At 61.8% G+C, this 17,969-nt stretch carries 18 protein-coding genes; 16 read left to right on the top strand and 2 right to left on the bottom strand.

The window, feature by feature from the left end:
- The first annotated feature begins 40 nt into the window (after positions 1–40).
- From Q0936_RS15225 to Q0936_RS15215, 3 genes are all read left to right on the top strand, one after another.
- A complete protein-coding gene (locus Q0936_RS15225) occupies positions 41–1,855 on the top strand; it encodes an adenine deaminase (protein ID WP_299298838.1) in 1,815 nt (604 codons plus the stop codon).
- The gene (locus Q0936_RS15220) at positions 1,852–3,312 is read left to right on the top strand and encodes an AMP nucleosidase (protein ID WP_299298835.1); all 1,461 of its coding nucleotides are present in this window, start codon (positions 1,852–1,854) and stop codon (positions 3,310–3,312) included. The genes Q0936_RS15225 and Q0936_RS15220 overlap by 4 nt, the downstream gene beginning before the upstream one ends.
- Before the next feature lie 175 nt (positions 3,313–3,487).
- Positions 3,488–3,775 carry an HU family DNA-binding protein gene (locus Q0936_RS15215; RefSeq protein ID WP_299143788.1) on the top strand — a complete coding sequence of 96 codons (288 nt, stop codon included), beginning with the start codon at positions 3,488–3,490 and terminating at the stop codon, positions 3,773–3,775.
- Between the two features lie 53 nt (positions 3,776–3,828).
- On the opposite strand, the gene Q0936_RS15210 is transcribed toward Q0936_RS15215, so the two are convergent.
- Positions 3,829–5,196, bottom strand: a complete 1,368-nt coding sequence (locus Q0936_RS15210) for a DUF3179 domain-containing protein (protein WP_299298832.1) — start codon at positions 5,194–5,196, stop codon at positions 3,829–3,831.
- A 133-nt stretch (positions 5,197–5,329) separates the two neighbouring features.
- Here Q0936_RS15210 and Q0936_RS15205 point away from each other — a divergent pair, with 133 nt between their 5' ends.
- The 11 genes from Q0936_RS15205 (at position 5,330) to Q0936_RS15155 (ending at position 16,288) form a co-directional block, all read left to right on the top strand.
- Positions 5,330–6,199: a DMT family transporter gene (locus tag Q0936_RS15205; RefSeq protein ID WP_299298829.1), complete on the top strand. Its 870-nt coding sequence runs from the start codon at positions 5,330–5,332 to the stop codon at positions 6,197–6,199.
- 74 nt (positions 6,200–6,273) lie between these two features.
- Positions 6,274–6,669 carry a thioredoxin family protein gene (locus Q0936_RS15200; protein WP_299298826.1) on the top strand — a complete coding sequence of 132 codons (396 nt, stop codon included), beginning with the start codon at positions 6,274–6,276 and terminating at the stop codon, positions 6,667–6,669.
- Positions 6,659–7,645 carry a GlxA family transcriptional regulator gene (locus Q0936_RS15195; protein WP_299298824.1) on the top strand — a complete coding sequence of 329 codons (987 nt, stop codon included), beginning with the start codon at positions 6,659–6,661 and terminating at the stop codon, positions 7,643–7,645. The genes Q0936_RS15200 and Q0936_RS15195 overlap by 11 nt, the downstream gene beginning before the upstream one ends.
- A 52-nt stretch (positions 7,646–7,697) precedes the next feature.
- The gene (locus Q0936_RS15190) at positions 7,698–8,945 is read left to right on the top strand and encodes a glycosyltransferase family 4 protein (protein WP_299298822.1); all 1,248 of its coding nucleotides are present in this window, start codon (positions 7,698–7,700) and stop codon (positions 8,943–8,945) included.
- Between the two features lie 3 nt (positions 8,946–8,948).
- Positions 8,949–9,728 carry an NAD(P)-dependent oxidoreductase gene (locus Q0936_RS15185; RefSeq protein ID WP_299298819.1) on the top strand — a complete coding sequence of 260 codons (780 nt, stop codon included), beginning with the start codon at positions 8,949–8,951 and terminating at the stop codon, positions 9,726–9,728.
- Positions 9,725–10,360: a sugar transferase gene (locus Q0936_RS15180; RefSeq protein WP_299298816.1), complete on the top strand. Its 636-nt coding sequence runs from the start codon at positions 9,725–9,727 to the stop codon at positions 10,358–10,360. Before Q0936_RS15185 ends, Q0936_RS15180 begins: the two co-directional genes overlap by 4 nt.
- 187 nt (positions 10,361–10,547) lie before the next feature.
- The gene (locus tag Q0936_RS15175) at positions 10,548–12,455 is read left to right on the top strand and encodes a nucleoside-diphosphate sugar epimerase/dehydratase (RefSeq protein ID WP_299378224.1); all 1,908 of its coding nucleotides are present in this window, start codon (positions 10,548–10,550) and stop codon (positions 12,453–12,455) included.
- A gap of 119 nt (positions 12,456–12,574) precedes the next feature.
- Complete coding sequence (locus Q0936_RS15170) at positions 12,575–14,749, top strand: YjbH domain-containing protein (RefSeq protein WP_299293323.1); 2,175 nt, start codon at positions 12,575–12,577, stop codon at positions 14,747–14,749.
- Complete coding sequence (locus Q0936_RS15165) at positions 14,746–15,432, top strand: YjbF family lipoprotein (protein ID WP_299293320.1); 687 nt, start codon at positions 14,746–14,748, stop codon at positions 15,430–15,432. The genes Q0936_RS15170 and Q0936_RS15165 overlap by 4 nt, the downstream gene beginning before the upstream one ends.
- 115 nt (positions 15,433–15,547) lie before the next feature.
- The gene (locus tag Q0936_RS15160; RefSeq protein WP_299143753.1) at positions 15,548–15,784 is read left to right on the top strand and encodes a hypothetical protein; all 237 of its coding nucleotides are present in this window, start codon (positions 15,548–15,550) and stop codon (positions 15,782–15,784) included.
- A 258-nt stretch (positions 15,785–16,042) separates the two neighbouring features.
- Positions 16,043–16,288, top strand: coding sequence for a hypothetical protein (locus Q0936_RS15155; protein ID WP_299293317.1), 246 nt, complete (start codon positions 16,043–16,045; stop codon positions 16,286–16,288).
- A gap of 7 nt (positions 16,289–16,295) precedes the next feature.
- On the opposite strand, the gene Q0936_RS15150 is transcribed toward Q0936_RS15155, so the two are convergent.
- Positions 16,296–16,763 carry a glutathione peroxidase gene (locus Q0936_RS15150; RefSeq protein ID WP_299293328.1) on the bottom strand — a complete coding sequence of 156 codons (468 nt, stop codon included), beginning with the start codon at positions 16,761–16,763 and terminating at the stop codon, positions 16,296–16,298.
- A gap of 187 nt (positions 16,764–16,950) precedes the next feature.
- Between Q0936_RS15150 and msrB the strand changes: the two genes are divergently transcribed.
- Both msrB and msrA read left to right on the top strand, forming a co-directional pair.
- Positions 16,951–17,400 carry a peptide-methionine (R)-S-oxide reductase MsrB gene (msrB, locus tag Q0936_RS15145; RefSeq protein WP_299143744.1) on the top strand — a complete coding sequence of 150 codons (450 nt, stop codon included), beginning with the start codon at positions 16,951–16,953 and terminating at the stop codon, positions 17,398–17,400.
- The gene (msrA, locus tag Q0936_RS15140; protein WP_299143740.1) at positions 17,397–17,903 is read left to right on the top strand and encodes a peptide-methionine (S)-S-oxide reductase MsrA; all 507 of its coding nucleotides are present in this window, start codon (positions 17,397–17,399) and stop codon (positions 17,901–17,903) included. Before msrB ends, msrA begins: the two co-directional genes overlap by 4 nt.
- Positions 17,904–17,969 lie beyond the last annotated feature (66 nt).

The following is a 17,969-nucleotide window of genomic DNA, read 5'->3' as shown; positions in this document are numbered from 1 at the left end:
CCCCCCTTGCGCCTGCCCGCCAAACTTGATCCATTGGGACATGGAACATGACCTTTTCCCGACTGCCTTTCCGTCGTGGCCCGATGTCGCCCCTGACCTTGTGAATGTTGCTGCTGGCCGTGCGCCTGCGGATACCGTCATACGTGGTGGCATATGGGTCAACGTACACACGCGTGAGGCGCTGCCTGACCACGATATTGCAATCAAACACGGACGCGTCGCCTGTGTCGTGCCGGATGCCTCTGCGCAGATCGGCCCGGAAACAGAGGTGATCGAGGCGCAGGGGCGCTATATGATCCCCGGCCTGTGCGACGGACATATGCATATTGAGTCGGGCATGTTGACCCCCGCCGAATTTGCCGCAGCCGTCATTCCCCACGGCACAACCACCATGTTCACCGATCCCCACGAGATCGCCAATGTGCTGGGCCTCGAAGGTGTCCGCCTGATGCACGATGAGGCGCTGATGCAGCCGGTGAACATCTGGACACAAATGCCGTCCTGCGCGCCCTCCGCACCGGGGATGGAGACGACAGGCTTCGAGATCAGCGCCGAGGACGTGGCCGAAGCGATGGGCTGGCCCGGTATCATCGGTCTGGGCGAGATGATGAACTTTCCCGGCATGGCCGCCGCCGATCCCCAGATGCTGGCCGAGGTCGCGGCGACCCAGCGCGCGGGCAAGACGGTGGGTGGGCACTATGCCTCGCCCGATCTTGGCCCCGATTTCGCGGCCTATGTGGCGGGCGGTCCGGCGGATGATCACGAAGGCACCTGCGAGGCCGACGCCATTGCCCGGATGCGGCAGGGCATGCGGTCGATGATCCGGCTGGGCAGCGCGTGGTATGATGTCGAGACGCAGATCACCGCGATCACGGAAAAGGGGCTCGACCCGCGCAACATGATCCTGTGCACGGACGACTGCCATTCCGCGACGCTGGTCAACGACGGCCAAATGAACCGCGTGGTGCGGCACGCCATCGACTGCGGTTGTGACCCGCTGGTGGCGTTGCAGATGGCGACGATCAACACCGCCACCCATTTCGGGCTGGAGCGCGAGATCGGGTCGCTGACCCCCGGACGCCGGGCCGATGTGATCCTGACCTCTGACCTCAAGACATTGCCCATCGAACAGGTCATCGCGCGCGGCAAGACGGTCGCGGTCGACGGTGCGTTGACGGCGGACTGTCCGCATCTCGACTGGCCGGCCAAAGCCCGGCAGACGGTGAACATGGGTGCACCCAAAACCGCCGCGGATTTCGAAATCGCGGCCCCTGAGGGGCGCAATTCGGTCACGGCAAACGTGATCGGCGTGGTTGAAAACCAGGCCCCGACCAAGGCGCTGAAGCGTGATATGCCGGTGCACGACGGCAAGGTCGAACCGCACGGCGACACCTGCCAGATCGCGCTGGTCGAACGGCACCGGGCGACCGGCGGCGTGACCAACGCGCTGGTGTCCGGGTTCAACTACTCCGGCAAGATGGCCATGGCCTCGACCGTGGCACATGACAGCCACCACATGATCGTCGTGGGCACCGACCGCGACCAGATGGCGCTGGCTGCCAACCGGCTGGCGGAAGTGGGGGGTGGCATCACCATCTTCCGCGATGGCGCAGAACTGGCGCTGGTCGAACTGCCCATCGCGGGCCTTATGTCCGACAGCCCCGCCCAAGACGTTGCCGCCAAGGCGGACCAGATGGTTGCGGCCATGGTCGACTGCGGCTGTACCCTGAACAACGCGTATATGCAGCACTCGCTGCTGGCGCTTGTCGTTATCCCTGAACTGCGCATCTCTGACCTGGGACTGGTCGATGTCCGCACGTTTGATTTCATTCCAGTCCTAGAGCCAACAACATGAGAACCCTTGAACAAGGCGGCCGCGGCCGCATCGAATTTCACGATGCCACAGCAGCCGTCGCGCACCTGCGCGAGCTGTATGATGACGCCGTCCAATTCCTGAGCCAGCAGTTTCAGCAGGCGATGGAGCAGGGCGCACCCGAGGGGCGCGTGCGCGCCTACTACCCCGAAATCCGCGTGACGACGTCGACCTATGCACAGGTTGATACGCGCCTCAGCTTTGGCCATGTGTCGGACCCCGGCACCTATGCCACGACCGTGACGCGGCCCGACCTGTTTGCCAATTACCTGACCCAACAAATCGGGTTGCTGATCACCAATCACGGGCAACCGGTCGAGATCGGGTATTCCAACACGCCAATGCCGGTCCACTTTGCCGTGGCCAACAACCCCGACATCACCGTGCCACAGCAGGGGGCCGCGTCCTTTCCGTTGCGCGACGTGTTTGATGTGCCGGACCTGAGCAACACCAACGATGACATCGTGAACGGCACTTACGAGTCGCCCGATGGCATCGGCCCGCTTGCGCCCTTCACCGCCCAGCGCATCGACTATTCGCTGGCGCGCCTGACACACTACACGGCGACCGACGCGGACCACTTTCAGAACCACGTGCTGTTCACGAACTACCAGTTTTACGTCTCTGAATTCGAGGCCTATGCCCGCGCGCAACTGGACGATCCAAACAGTGGCTACACCTCCTTTGTGTCGACCGGGAACGCCGAGATCACAGCCGGTGATCAGGACCTGCCCGCCAGCCCCAAGATGCCGCAAATGCCGACCTACCACCTCAAGCGTGCGGACGGGTCGGGCATCACGCTGGTCAACATCGGGGTCGGCCCGTCCAACGCCAAAACGGCCACGGACCACATCGCCGTGTTGCGTCCGCATGCCTGGCTGATGGTGGGGCACTGCGCGGGTCTGCGCAATTCGCAGGCGCTGGGCGACTTTGTGCTGGCCCATGCCTACCTGCGCGAGGACAACGTGCTCGACACCGACCTGCCGCCCTGGGTGCCGATCCCGGCGCTGGCAGAAATCCAGATCGCGCTCGAAGAGGCGGTGGCCGAGACCACCCAGCTTAAGGGTTACGAGCTAAAGCGGATCATGCGCACCGGCACGGTGGCCAGCTATGATGACCGGAACTGGGAATTGCGCGATCAGCACGGACCGGTGCAGCGTCTGTCGCAATCGCGCGCCGTCGCCCTGGATATGGAAAGCGCGACCATCGCCGCCAACGGCTACCGGTTCCGGGTGCCCTACGGCACGTTGCTCTGTGTGTCGGACAAGCCGCTGCATGGCGAATTGAAACTGCCCGGCATGGCGTCAAATTTCTACAAAGAGCAGGTCGCGCGGCATCTGATGATCGGCATTCGGGCCATGGAACACCTGCGCAAAATGCCGCTGGAACGCATCCACAGCCGGAAATTGCGGTCCTTTGACGAGACGGCATTCCTGTGACCGGGCCATAACGGGCCGGTGATCGGCGGTCACTGGGCGGTTTACCCGCCGAAAACCGCCGAAAACGCCTGTTTTTCACTTGCCTTGGGCCACTATTCGTTGTGTGTTCGCACAACATTCCGTTACAATGCGGGACAGAGGCCCAAGAACTCGGGCAGACGAAGGAGACCAGAAAATGGCAAAACCAATGACAAAAACCCAACTCGTCGCCGCGCTGGCCGAAGAAATGGGGACAGACAAGAAAGCCGCAGGCGGCGCGCTGGACGCGATCTGCGGGCTGATCACCAAGGAAGTATCGGGCGGTGGCGCAGTCACTCTGCCCGGCGTTGGCAAGATCTACTGCCGCGAGCGCCCCGAGCGCATGGTGCGCAACCCTGCCACCGGTGAGCAGTTCAAGAAAGAGGCGGACAAGGTCGTCAAGATGACCATCGCCAAAGCGCTGAAAGACAGCGTGAACGGCTAAGTCCTCTCGGACACGGTTTTGAAAGGGTCGCCCTCGGGCGGCCCTTTTGCATTTCAGCCGCCATAGACGGTTGCGGCGTCGCCCAAATAGTTGTCCCAGGCGAACCAATAGCTGATGTGGCCCGCCACGCGCGGCAGGCTGACGCCATCCGGCCCAAGCAAGGCGTCTTCGGTCACGCGCCATTCCGCCCCGGCCTCGTCTTTCAGACGTCCACCCGACGGGGCAAAGGTATGCGCGCCACGTTCGTAAGCGCGCACGCTGCGTGTCTTGGGATCACCAACCAACAGCAGAGCCGTATCCGCGATGCCATCGTTGATCACCGGCATTCCGTCGAATGACTTCAGCGGCCAGGCGCGCGCCGCTCCGAATTGCCGGACCGTAAAGATATAGTCTTTTTGCTGATGTGTGCGCTGGTCCACCTGCGCGGGGAACATCAGGTCGGGGGATGCGAAATAGTCGTTGTAGACCACGCCGGACCCATAATTGCGCCGATGACCGGTCTCGAGGCTCAGAACCTGGGTGCCGGGGTTCGACGTTTTCCAGTTGTCCCACGTCGTGATGACGACGGGCCGTTGTTTGAGTGCGATGCCGCTGTCCACCAAAGGGCCGACAACCGGCTGGCCGGTGTACTGGTTCCAGAGGGAATGTGTCTCGCGGTCAAACATCAGTTTGTTGGACCGGTACAGGAACCCGGATGAGCCAAAGACCAACGGTGCCGCGCGTCCCGGCACGTCCGTTTCAAACAGGATGCCCGAGCCGCAGAGCGTGCAATAGGCGAGTGCGACGGGCACGCCGCCAATCACCTCGTTGAACATCTCGTGCCATCCCATGATCCGCAGCGGATAGGCCCGGACATCACCGTTGATCGACACGCCAAACACCAGATCGTCGCCGCGCATGTAATCTGCGTCCTTGGCTGCGATCAGCGCAGGATTATCGAGCGATGGAATGCCGTCCTTGACCACACCGCCCCAGGTGATCTCTTCGAGGCGGATGCGCATCCGGTCGGGTTCGATGTATTCCGGGCGCAGGAAATCGGCGAAATTGTCATCCACCTGCAAGAGCAGTTCGCGCTTGAAAGTGGGAAAGTCGGGGTGCGGTTTGATCTGCGGGTTCTGTTCCTGCCACAGCATCCAGGCGAACCAGTCGGTAAAGTGATCCTCTCCGGTCAGCGCCGTCAGGGTTTCGGCAATCTGCGGGCCGCGTGACCGGGAAAAGCGCATCGAACTGATCAGGCTGGCGGCCATGTCGGGATTGCCGCGTTCGATCATCATGGCCATTGCGGCCTCGAATTCGGTGGTCGGCGCAGACAGCGGTGCGCGCATCGCATCCAGTATCGCAAGGTCCTGAGACAGGGCTGCGCCGGGCAGGGCAATCCCCGACAAGGCCAGTCCGCCAAATGCGCGCCGAGACAGATCCATACATGTTCCTCCTGATGTACCAGACCACTGTGCACCTTTGCGCGTTCACTTGCACCCAACAGCGTCGTGATTGCCGCCTTGCATCCCCTCACGATTTGCCGGATCGTCCGCGCGAACGACAAAGGCCCCCGGCATGGACATACGCGCAATTCTGATGGGGCTGACCTTTGCCCTGATCTGGTCGTCGGCCTTTACCTCTGCGCGCATCATCGTGACACACGCACCACCGCTTGCCGCCTCATCCCTGCGCTTTTTCATCGCCGGTGTGATCGGCGTGGCAGTGGCACGCGCGCTGGGTCAGTCGTGGCACCTGACCCGTGACCAGTGGCGCGCAACGCTTGTGTTTGGTCTGTGCCAGAACGCGATCTACCTCGGCCTCAACTTTGTCGCGATGCAAACGATCGAAGCCTCTCTGGCCTCGATCATTGCATCGACCATGCCGCTGATGGTCGCCTTTGCCGGTTGGGTCGTGTTTCGCGACCGGTTGCCGGCGCTGGGCATCGTCGGGCTGGTACTGGGCATTGCGGGTGTGTTCCTGATCATGTCGGCGCGTCTCGAAGCGGGCGTGGATGTCTACGGCATTGCGCTATGCGTGATCGCGGCCATCGCCCTGACCATTGCGACCCTGTCGATGCGGACGATGTCGTCGGGTGGCAACCTGATGATGGTTGTGGGGCTGCAAATGTTTGTGGGTGCCGGTGTTCTCGGGGTCATCTCTGCCGCGACAGAGACGATTGTGGTCACGGTCACGCCGGTGTTCCTTGTGGCCTTTGCCTACACGGTGCTGGTGCCGGGCCTCGTGGCAACATGGATCTGGTTTTCGCTGGTGGCACGGATCGGGCCGACCAAGGCGGCCACGTTCCACTTTCTCAATCCGTTTTTCGGCGTGGCGATTGCGGCGCTTTTGCTGGGCGAGCGGTTGGGCCCGCTGGACGTGATCGGGGTGGTGATCATCGCGGCGGGCATTCTTGCGGTGCAATTGTCACGCCAGGCCAAAACCTGAAACAACCCCTTGCGCGGGCGCGCATCCGTCATATTCTGCCGCCTGATTTCAGTCTCGTGCCCGGAGCCCATTTGATGCACCGCCGTTTGTTCTTGCTGTCCTCTGCCGCGTTCCTGCCCACGGTGGTTTACGCCTATCCATCCGAGGTGTTCAGCCCGGCGGTATGGAATGATCTCAAGCAGACAGATCAGACCGTGATCCTGAACTATCGCGCGTCGTGGTCGCTGACATGCCAGATCAAAGCGGACCTGATCGCTGAGGCGCTGGCCGACAATCCTGCCTACGGGCAATTGATCTTTGTCGACGTCGATTGGGACACGTTTGGTCAGTCGCAGATGACCCAGCGGTTGCGTGTCCAGCGGCGGTCGACCCTGTTGGTCATGAAGAACGGCAAAGAGGTCGCGCGCCTCGTCAACGAACCCTACGCCCGCCGCGTGCGCGCGCTGTTGGATACCGCACTTGCGGCCTGATCCCGACGGGACCAAACGCTATGCGTTTTTATTGATTCCGGGATATTCCCAACTGGGTTTTGCCTGCGCCCTCGAAGCGTTGAGCCTCGCCAACCTCCACCCATCGGGCCAGAGGTTCTATTCCTGGCGGTTGATCGGTGAAACCGGCGCACCGGTGCCCGCCTACAACGGTGTGACTGCCGCCGTGGACAGCGCCTTGACCGCGTTGGACCGGGACGAAACGCTGGTTGTATGCGCGGGCAATGATGCTGGCACCGGCAGCACCCGTGCCGTGCTGAACTGGCTGCGCCGCGAGACGCGCAAGGGCATGGATTTTGGCGCGCTGTCGTCTGGCACCTACACGCTGGCACTAGCCGGGTTGCTGTCGGGCAAACGGGTGACAACGCACTGGGCCTACCGTGACGCCCTGACCGAGTTGTTGCCGGACGTGATCATTGAATCCAGCCTGTTTTCCGTTGATGGGCGCATCTTCACCACTGCAGGTGGGGCGGCGTCGATGGATATGATGCTCGACCGCATTCGTCACGACTTTGGCACGGACCTCGCGACCTGGGTGGCGGATCAGATGGTGTACACCGACCCGCGGGTCGCAACCCACGGACAGCGTTTGTCGCGCCGGGTTCGTCCGGGAATGTCACATGGCAAGCTGGGGATCGCCCTGCAGATCATGGAAAACAACCTCGAGGACCCGCTGCGCCCGGACGAGATCGCCCAAGCGATTGAACTGAGCACGCGGCAACTGGAGCGGTTGTTTGCCAAACATCTGGGCGTGTCGCCCAAGCGGCACTACCTGCAATTGCGGCTGGAAAAGGCGCGTGGGCTGCTGCGGCAGACCAACCTGAGCGTCACGGATATCTGTGTGGCCTGTGGGTTTCGCTCGCTCTCGCATTTTTCCAAAAGCTATCGCGGGTGTTTCGGACTGAGCCCCGGACAAGAGAAACGCGGCACCGGTGAAATCTGGCCGGTGCGGGCGTGATTGCACCGCGCGCCTGCGAACGGTATCCAATGCGCAGAGTGACGAGGATTTCATGAAATTTCTTTTTGTGCATCAGAACATGCCGGGCCAGTACCGCGAGCTTATTCAGTGGCTCGCCGCCCAGGGTGGACACGAGATTACCTTTTTGACCCAACGCAAGAACGCGCCGGTGTTCAAAGGTGTGAACACGGTGGTCTACAAAAGCCACCACACCGCCCCGGAGGACGGGTATGGTCTGTCCCGGACGTGGGAAAACGCGGCCGGTAACGGCTTTGGCGCGGTGATGGCGCTGCGCAGTCTGGTCGACGGCGGCTTTACCCCTGACATCATCATCGGCCACGTCGGCTGGGGCGAAATGTCGTTTTTCCGCGAGGTGCTGCCCGACACGCCGATGATTGGCTTTTTCGAATACTTCTACTCTGTGCACGGCGGCCCGGTGGGCTTTGACCCCGAGGCCAAGGTCAGCGAACACGCGCCCTACATCATGCACGGGCACAACGTCGTCCCGCTGGTCAACATCGAGGCGGTCGATCTGGGCCACAGTCCGACCATGTGGCAACGCAACCGCTTTCCCAAGAGTTTCCACGACAAGATTTACGTCTGTCACGACGGCATCCGCACCGACAAGCTGAAGCCCAACAAAAAGGCCAAGGTCACGCTGGGCCGGATTGGTCGCGCGCTGACGGCCAAGGACGAGATTGTCACCTTCATGGCCCGCAATCTTGAGACGACGCGCGGCTATCACCAGTTCATGCGCGCCCTGCCGCACATCCAAAAGGCCCGGCCCAATGCCCGTATTCTGGTCGTGGGCGGCAACGACGTGTCCTACGGCGGCAAAAGCAAACACCCCGGCGGGCTGCGGGGCCAGATGGAGGCCGAGGTCGGGCACCTGCTGGATTGGGACAGGCTGCACTTTCTCGGACAGGTGCCCTACGAAAGCTACCAGAGCATCATCCAGATCAGCACCTGCCACATCTATCTGACGATGCCCTTTGTCCTGTCGTGGTCGCTGCTCGAAAGCATGTCGATGCAGGCCACGATTGTCGCCAGCGACGTGGCCCCTGTCCGCGAGGCGATGACGCACGGTGAAACCGGGCTGCTGGTGGATTTCTTCGATCCCGAAGCGATTGCGGCACAGGTGGTCGACGTGCTGGCCGAGCCGCGCAAATACGCGCATATCGGCCCTGCCGCGCGCCAGCATGTTGTCGACACCTATGACTTCGAAACCGTGTGCCTGCCGGAACATATCCGCCAAATCAATGCGCTGGTCCCAGAGCCGCTGCGCATCCCGGTGCCTTAACTCGTGGGTCTTGTGGTTCTTGGTGCCGGTGGCCGCTTGGGGCGGTTGATCCGCGACCGGATGCCCGTGGCGGCGCGGTGGCTGACCCGCGCGGATGCGGATGTTCTGGATGTTGGTGCGCTGACGGCGGTGCTGGCACCCGGTGATTGCGTGATGTGCCTGGCGGGTGTGACCCCCGCCGGATCGGGTGACATGCAGGACAATGTGCGGATCGCGGCCGCGGTGCTGGATGCTGCCGCGGCGGCAAGGGCGGGGCGCGTGTTTCTGTTCTCGACCGCGGCCGTCTATGGCGCGTTGCCCGGCCCCCTGACCGAGGACGGCCCAATTGCGCCCCTGTCACCCTACGGACAGGCCAAGGTCGACATGGAACACGTCGCGGCCACGCACGCCCACCCCAGCACGGTTTTGCGGCTGGGCAATGTGGCCGGTGCAGACGCCATTCTGGGCGGTTGGCGATCCGGCTTTCAGCTCGATGTTCTGGCGGACGGCACCACGCCCCGGCGCAGCTATATCGGCCCCGGCGCCCTTGCGCGGGTGCTGGCCACGCTGGCGCAAACACCGGACGTGCCGCCGCTGATGAACCTCGCAGCACCCGGCGCCGTTGCTATGGGCGATTTGCTCGATGCGGCGGGTTTGGCATGGACCGCGCGACCCGCGACGGGGAATACTCTGGCCAATGTCACCCTCGACACCACGCTGTTGTGCCGCTTCACTCAGATGAAACCGGACGACAGCACGGCCCAGGGAATCGTGGCAGACTGGCAAAAGGGGGTGCCCGCATGACGTGGCGCAAACGCATATTCGACCTGTTTTTTGCCAGCCTTCTGGTGATCATTCTGGGTCCTGTGATCCTGTTCCTGATCCTCGTCATCTGGCGCAAACAGGGCCGCCCCCTGTTCTACGTCGCCGAACGCATGAAGACGCCGGATCAGCCGTTCGGCCTGTGGAAATTCCGCACGATGACTGTGGTTGATGCGGATGCAGGTGTGTCCGGCGGCAACAAAGAGGCGCGGATCACCCCCATGGGGGCCAAGCTGCGCGCGCGCCGGCTGGACGAATTCCCGCAGCTTTGGAACATCCTCAAGGGCGACCTCAGCTTTGTCGGGCCGCGCCCGCCGCTGCGCGAATATGTCGAACGGTTTCCCGACATCTACGGCGAGGTGCTGAAATCCCGTCCCGGCGTCACCGGCCTGGCCACCATCCGGTTCCACAAACACGAGGACAGGCTGCTGTCCCGCTGCACCACCGCGCAAGAAACCGATGACGTCTACACCCGCATCTGTGTCCCGCGCAAAGCACGTCTGGACCTGATCTACGCACGGAACCAAAGCACGTGCTACGATTTCGACCTGGTGTTCCAAACCATCGGCAACTTGTTTCGCCGCAAAAGGAAGGGCGGAGACGCCAAGAACTGATTCCCTTACCGAATCAGAGAAAAGTGTGTAAAAACTGCGCAGGGGGCAATTTTTTGTCAAAATTTTAAGCACATATTCGCCATTTTTGGCTCGATCTTTCTGCGTGTGCGAAAGGGTCGCAATAAATTGATACATGGCCGTGTTAACGGAGCAGTGACACGCTCAACGTGGTCGGAACGAGGACACAATGATTAACATTTTGAAGTCGCTTTCACGCACCCAGAAACGCAATCTTCTGATCGCAATTGATGCGATGCTGATCCCCGCTGCGTTGTTCTTTGCGTTTAGCCTTCAATTGTCGGCCACGGGCGCATGGGAAATGACCCGGTCGTACCTGCCGGTTCTGCCTTACATGCTGATCGTTGCGACGGCGCTGTCCATCTGGCTGGGCATCTCGTCGACCACCCTCAACGATTACGAGGCCGGTTCTATTGGCCGGACGGCGGTGTTTTCCTGCCTGTTGGCCATGACCTCTACCTTGCTGAGTGCGGCGGCGAACATGCCGCTGCTGCTGTCGACCCAGATCGTGTTCGGGTTCACCTTCTTTGTGTTTTCGATCCTCAGCCGGGCGATCCTGTTGCAGATTGTGCTGGCCATCTACCGCAATGGCACGAACCGGTGCCGCGTGCTGATCTACGGTGCCGGGACCACGGGCATGCAGCTTGTGTCGGCCCTGCGCAGCCACGAATTGATCGAACCTGTGGCCTTTGTCGACGACAATCAGGCCCTGCACGGCGTCAACGTCCTGCGCCTGCCGGTCTACAGCCCGGTGCGCATTGCCGAGATCGTGGCCGAGCGCAAGATTGACCGGGTTCTGCTGGCCATTCCGTCGCAAAGCCATCCCAAACAGATGCAGATTGCGCGCCGCCTGCAAAAGATGGGCCTCGAAGTGCAAACCCTGCCGTCCTTCTCGCAGTTGATCGGAGAAGAGGCGCTGGTCGAAAAACTGACGCCCGTGAACGCGCGCAGCTTCTTGGGCCGGGACGAGGTCAACACCCGTCAGGGCGAGGGTTCCGAGGCCTACGCGGGCCGTTCGGTCCTGATCTCTGGCGCGGGTGGTTCGATTGGGTCTGAACTCAGCCGTCAGGTGCTGGAATGCCATCCGGCCAAGATTGTGCTCTACGAACTGAGCGAACTTGCGCTGTACCAAATCCACCACGAACTGGTGCAACTCGCCGAAGGCAGCGATATCGAAATCATCCCGCTGTTGGGGTCGGTCACCGACGCGCGCCAGGTGCGCCGCGTGCTGCAGGATCACCAGATTCAGGTTGTCCTGCACGCCGCCGCGTACAAGCACGTGCCGCTTGTGGAATATAACCCCTTGGCCGGTCTGGCGAACAACGTACTCGGGACCCAGACGCTGGTGACCGAAGCCGCCGAGGCGGGTGTCGAACGCTTTGTGCTGATCTCTTCGGACAAGGCGGTGCGCCCCACCAACGTCATGGGCGCGTCCAAGCGTCTGGCTGAACTGGTTGTGCAGGACGTCGCGCAGCGGATCGCCGAACAGCGCGGGTTGGTCTTTTCGATTGTTCGGTTCGGCAATGTGCTCGGGTCGTCCGGGTCTGTTGTGCCGCTGTTTCAGGAACAGCTTCGGCGCGGTGGTCCGCTGACCGTCACGCACCGCGAGGTGTCGCGCTATTTCATGACCGTTCAAGAGGCGGTGCATCTGGTCTTGCGCGCGGGGTCCATGGCGCAGGGCGGCGAAGTGTTCGTTCTGGACATGGGCAAACCGATGAAGATCGAACAACTGGCCCGTCAGGTCATCGAAAGCGCCGGGTTCACCGTGCGGGATGCGCAAAACCCCGAGGGCGACATCGAAATCGAATTCACGGGCCTGCGGCCGGGTGAAAAGATGACCGAGGAACTGACCCTGAACGGTGCATTGATCGGCACCGGCCACAAAAAGATTTTCTTTACCGTGGAAAAGAGCCTGAGCGAGATCGAAGTTGCGTCTGCGCTGCGGTCGTTGCGCCACGCGCTGGCCAACAGCGACGAAGGCGAGGCGCGGGCCATCGCGCGGCGCTGGGTGGAAGGGTACAACGCGCCCAGTGTCGAGGCCGAAGCAGACCGCGAACTCGTCACGCCTGTATCCTGAAAGACGCGCTTTGCCGCTGGTCCAATGGCCCGGTCAGGCTTTGCGTTGATTTAAGTCTCGGGTGCGTGATTTAACGTGATCCAACAATAAAAATCTATTTGAACCGGACAGTGACAACAATGCCCAAGACCATTCAAGCAAGTATGCTGGCCACGGCCTGCTGCCTGACACTTGGCGCCTCGGCGACTGTTGCGCAGGCACAGGGGCGTGCGGACACCAAGCCCAAAGTGGTGACATCCGCGCCATCGCTGAACTTTTACGGTGTGCCCGGTATCGTTGACCTGCCCAGCGGCGAGGCGCTGCCCGACGGCCAACTGGCCATTGGTGTTTCGAACTTCGGCGGGCAAACGCGGACAAACCTGACGTTCCAGTTCTCGCCCCGGATTTCGGCCACCTTCCGCTACATCGGCATCCAGGACTGGAACTCTGACGGGTTCGACACCTACCGCGACCGCAGCTTTGACGTCAGATACCTGCTGTTCAAAGAGGGGCGCTATCGCCCGTCCGTGACCGTTGGCCTGCAGGACTTCGCGGGCACGGGCATCTATGCGGCGGAATACATCGCCGCGACCAAGAATTTCAAACGCCCCTTCCGACTGCCGGGCAAGCTCAAGGTCACGGCGGGTCTGGGCTGGGGCCGTCTCGGCACACTTGGCGACATCGGCAGCCTGAGCGGCGGCACACGTCCTGTGTTCAACCCCAATGATACTGGCGGTGAACCGGCAACAGACCAATGGTTCCGCGGCCCGGTCTCGCCGTTTGCGGGGATCGAATGGCAGGTCAATGACCGCCTCGGCCTCAAGGCGGAATATTCGACAGACGCCTACCAGCCGGAAACGTCACGTGGCGTGTTTGACCGGGACTCGCGCCTGAACTTTGGTGCGGAATATCAGGTCAACAACAACCTGCGTGTCGGTGGCTACTGGCTCTATGGGTCCGAAATCGGGATCAACGCACAGCTCCAGTTCAACCCCAAAACGGCACCCGCACCCTATACCATCGCGGGTCCACGCCCGATCATCGTGCGCCCCAGCCGCCGCGCCAACCCCGCCGCCTACGACACGGCCTGGGCCTCAGCACAAAGCGCGCCGATGGTGATCCGTGATGCGGTTGAACCGGAACTGACCGAGAATGGGATCCGCCTGGAAACGCTCTCTGTCACCGGCACCCGCGCCGAAGCCCGCGTGTCCAGCATCCGCTATGACAACCACGCCATTGTGGTGGGTCGCACGGCCCGGACGCTGGCGCGTATTCTGCCGCCGTCGGTCGAAACCATTGACATCACCCTGATGAACAACGGCCTCGCCCTGTCGACAGTGACCATTTCGCGGAGCGATTTTGAATCGCTGGAATTCCAGCCTGACGCGGCTGACCTGCTGCTGTCCAAGGCAGTGATCAGCGACGCGGCCCCGCGTCCCGCACCAAACGCGGTGGTGGTGGACAACATCCACCCACGGTTTGGCTGGTCCATCGGTCCCTACTTCCGCCCCAGCTATTTCGATCCGGACGAACCGCTGCGCTATGACGCGGGCATCGCTGCCGAGGCGCGCTATCGCTTTGCGCCGGGTTGGCTGGTCGCGGGTGAGGTACGGCACCGTGTGACGGGTACAATTGGGGACAGCACGCGACTGTCGAACTCAGTACTGCCCCGTGTCCGTACCGATGCGGTCCTGTTTGCACAGGGCGCTGATACCACCATTGAAAACCTCTATGTCTCCAAGCAGTGGAAGCCGGGCAAAAGCACCTATGCGCGTGTGACCGCAGGCTACCTCGAACAGATGTTCGGCGGTGTCTCGGCCGAGCTGCTGTGGAAACCAACGGGCAACCGTCTGGCCCTCGGGGTCGAGGCGAACTATGCCCGCCAGCGTGACTTTGATCAGGCCTTCGGCTTTCAGGACTACAGTATCGCAACCGGTCACGTTTCGGCCTACTACGAGTTCGGGCGCGGCTACTATGGACAGGTCGATGTCGGGCGTTACCTCGCGGGCGACTATGGCGCGACGTTCACCGTTGAACGCGAGTTCAACAATGGCTGGCGTGTGGGCGGGTTCTTTACGCTCACGGATGTCTCTGCCGAGGACTTCGGCGAAGGGTCCTTTGACAAGGGCATCAACATCACGATCCCTGTGTCGTGGTTCATTGGCCGCCCAACACGTCAAAGCGTTTCGACCACAATCCGTCCGATCCAACGGGACGGCGGCGCACGGTTGAACGTGCCGGGTCGTTTGTATCAACAGGTGCGCGACGGTCATATCAACGACCTGACCGGCGACTGGGGAAGGGTTTGGGAATGATGCGGCGTTTCACATATGCGCTGGCCGCTGCCACGCTTGCCCTTGCGGGCTGCACCGGCGGCTCCGAGCAATCCAGTTCGCAGGCGGCGCAGCTCCGGACCTACGTCGACATCATCCGGTCCAACCGGCAAGGGCCTGCACCTTTGCCGACCCTGACACCGGCCCTGATCGACCAACTGACCGTGCCGTCGCTTGAGGTCATCGTCGAAGACCGCGACGCCACCGCCTTTCTGATCCCGTTTTCCGAACGCCGGGACAGCCGTCCGGGTCTGTTGCGGACGTGGCGTACGGCCAATGATGCGATGGTTGTGATGCGGGGCGATGTGTTGGTCACGACGCGCGGCCTGGGCAACGATCTGGCCGGGTCGCAGGCGGACGCGGCTGTGCGCGCGATCCAAGCCCAGTCACCGATCTCGGGCGCGCACACGATCTACTATGTGGACGGCGACAACCAAACCCAATCCATCGCGCTTGAGTGTGAAATGCGCACCGTTGGCGCAGAGACAATCGAGATTGTGCAACGATCCTTCAACACCGTTCATTTGCAGGAAAACTGTACCGGGACGCGCGGGATCATCACATATGACTATTGGGTAGACCGACGGGACGGAACCGTTCTACAATCGCGCCAGTGGGGAGGGCCCAATTTGGGATACATCCGGACCCGCAGGCTTAAAAAGTAATCGTTCTGCCGCAGTGCGGCAAAAATTCATCACAGACAGGTGCAAAACCCGGAACTTGATTGTGTTTCAGACAATTTTGCCCTACATCCAACTTAGTTCGTAAAGGAGTCATATCATGACCAAAACATTCAAACTGATTGCTGCTGCCGCTCTGGTGGCTGCCACGTCGACAGCCGCTCTGGCGCAAGACGTTCCGCTGAACACAACTGTTGCCGGTGGCAACGGTGCTGAAATCGTGAACGGTCAAGCCGAAGCATCGGCGATCACGCTGACAGCTGTTGGCACGTTCGCAGGTCTGACCGCGCTGGCGTTCATCGCTGGTTCGGACAACTCGACCACGACAACAAACTAATACCTTCAATTCCTTGCGGAATTTAAGGTGTGAGGGCTCGCGTTCTGCGCGGGCCCTTTTCTTTTGGATCACACCAATTGCCTTTGCGTCCGTGCGGGTGTGGCGGAATATCAGGCACGTGCCGTTTCCCGCGCGTGCCGCAGGCCGGAATAGGCAATGCAACACCTGTTTGCTGTCGTCACCCCCGACTGCGTTGTGACGCTGCCCCGGATCGCTGAACTGTCGCGCTGTAAACACTCACGGAAAGGCGCGACCACAATGATTCGATTCCTGATCGGTGCGGGTACTGCATTGGCCCTGGCAACAGCGGCATCCGCACAAGACACCAACACGCAACCTGCGGACGGCACGACACCGCCACCCCCCGCAAACGAAGGCGCACTGCTCGGCGGTGGCCTGACGCCCGAACTGGGCGCGCTCGCCGCCGCGACAGGGATCGCATTGATTGTTCTGGGCTCGGACGGCAGCGACGGCACGACCACCACCACGACCACCTCACCCTAGGCAGGTGTCATGAGGGGGCCAGCGCCGCCTCGATGGCACGCCGTATGGCGGGCGCGTCGGGCGCGGTGTTGGCACCCCATGTGCCGTCGATGGACCCGTCCGGTCCAAACAGCACCTTGTTGAAATTCCAGCGCGGCACAAAGCCCGCCTCGACCTCGATGTGACGATAGAGCGGATGCGCCGCGGCACCCCTGACCGACAGAATGTCCGTCATCGGCAAATCCACCCCAAAGGTCATCTCGCAAAAGTGCCGGACCTCTTCGGCACTGCCCAGTTCCTGCCGGAAATCATCCGACGGAACGGCCAGCACAACCAGCCCCTGATCCCGGTACGTGTCGTACAGGTCCTGTAGCGCCTCATACTGTCCGGTGAACGCGCAACGCGACGCCGTGTTGACCACCAGAACGGGCCGCCCATCCCAATCCGATAGGTGCAGCACCCCGCCATCAATGGACGGAACGGTGAGTGCGGGCATCTTCGCCCACGCGGGTGCTGTGGACAAAAGCGTCGCAATCAGTGCCAGAAAGTATCGCATATCGGGGGCCTCGGCGGTTTGCTTGACCCTCAGGTAGGGCGCGCGGCGCATGCGTCACCCTCTTTCAATCCGCGCGCGCCGCCCCAAATATAGGCGTGACCCCGAAATATCCCAGAGAGGGCCCAACATGACCAAATACACCAAGAACCCGGATGTCATCGCGACGCTGTCCCCCGAAGAGTTCTATGTCACGCAGGAAAGCGGCACAGAGCGCCCCGGCACAGGCAAGCTGTTGTCAAACAAGGAACCGGGGATCTATGTCGACATCGTCTCCGGCGAGCCGCTGTTTGCGTCATCCGACAAATACGAGAGCGGTTGCGGCTGGCCGTCGTTCACCAAACCGATCGAGGCCGCCCACGTCGAAGAGCTGCGCGATACAACGCACGGCATGATCCGCACCGAAGTGCGGTCCAAACACGGCGACAGCCATCTGGGCCACGTGTTCCCGGACGGCCCGCGCGACCGCGGTGGCCTGCGGTATTGCATCAACTCGGCGTCACTGCGGTTTGTGCACCGTGACGACATGGAGGCCGAAGGCTATGGTGCGTATCTGAACCAAGTGGAGGATGTGGCATGAGCAATGCACGCGCAGTTCTGGCAGGTGGATGTTTCTGGGGCATGCAGGACCTGATCCGCAAAAAGCCCGGCGTTCACGGCACCCGTGTCGGCTATACCGGCGGGGACGTGCCCAACGCGACCTACCGCAACCACGGCACCCATGCCGAAGGGATCGAGATCATCTACGATCCGGCGGTGATCTCCTATCGCGAGCTGTTGGAGTTCTTCTTTCAGATCCACGACCCCACCACGCCCAACCGTCAGGGCAATGACCGTGGTCTCAGCTATCGCTCGGCGATCTACTATGTGGATGACGCACAAAAGGCGGTTGCGCTGGACACGATTGCCGATGTGGACGCTTCTGGCCTGTGGCCAGGCAAAGTCGTGACCGAAGTTGAACCCGTCGGTGATTTCTGGGAGGCGGAGCCAGAGCATCAGGACTATCTTGAGCGGATTCCAAACGGCTACACATGCCACTTTGTCCGCCCGGACTGGGTCTTGCCACGCCGCGCCGCCGAGTGACCATAGGGTGCGCCGTCACGGCGCACCTGCCGTCCCTTTGGGTAGGGTGGGCCGTCTGCCCACCAC

It is taken from the genome of uncultured Tateyamaria sp. (assembly GCF_947488715.1).
In the GTDB taxonomy this organism is placed as follows: domain Bacteria; phylum Pseudomonadota; class Alphaproteobacteria; order Rhodobacterales; family Rhodobacteraceae; genus Tateyamaria.
The sequence above is the reverse complement of the archived record's forward strand: the minus strand, read 5'-3'. Positions and strand labels throughout refer to the sequence as shown.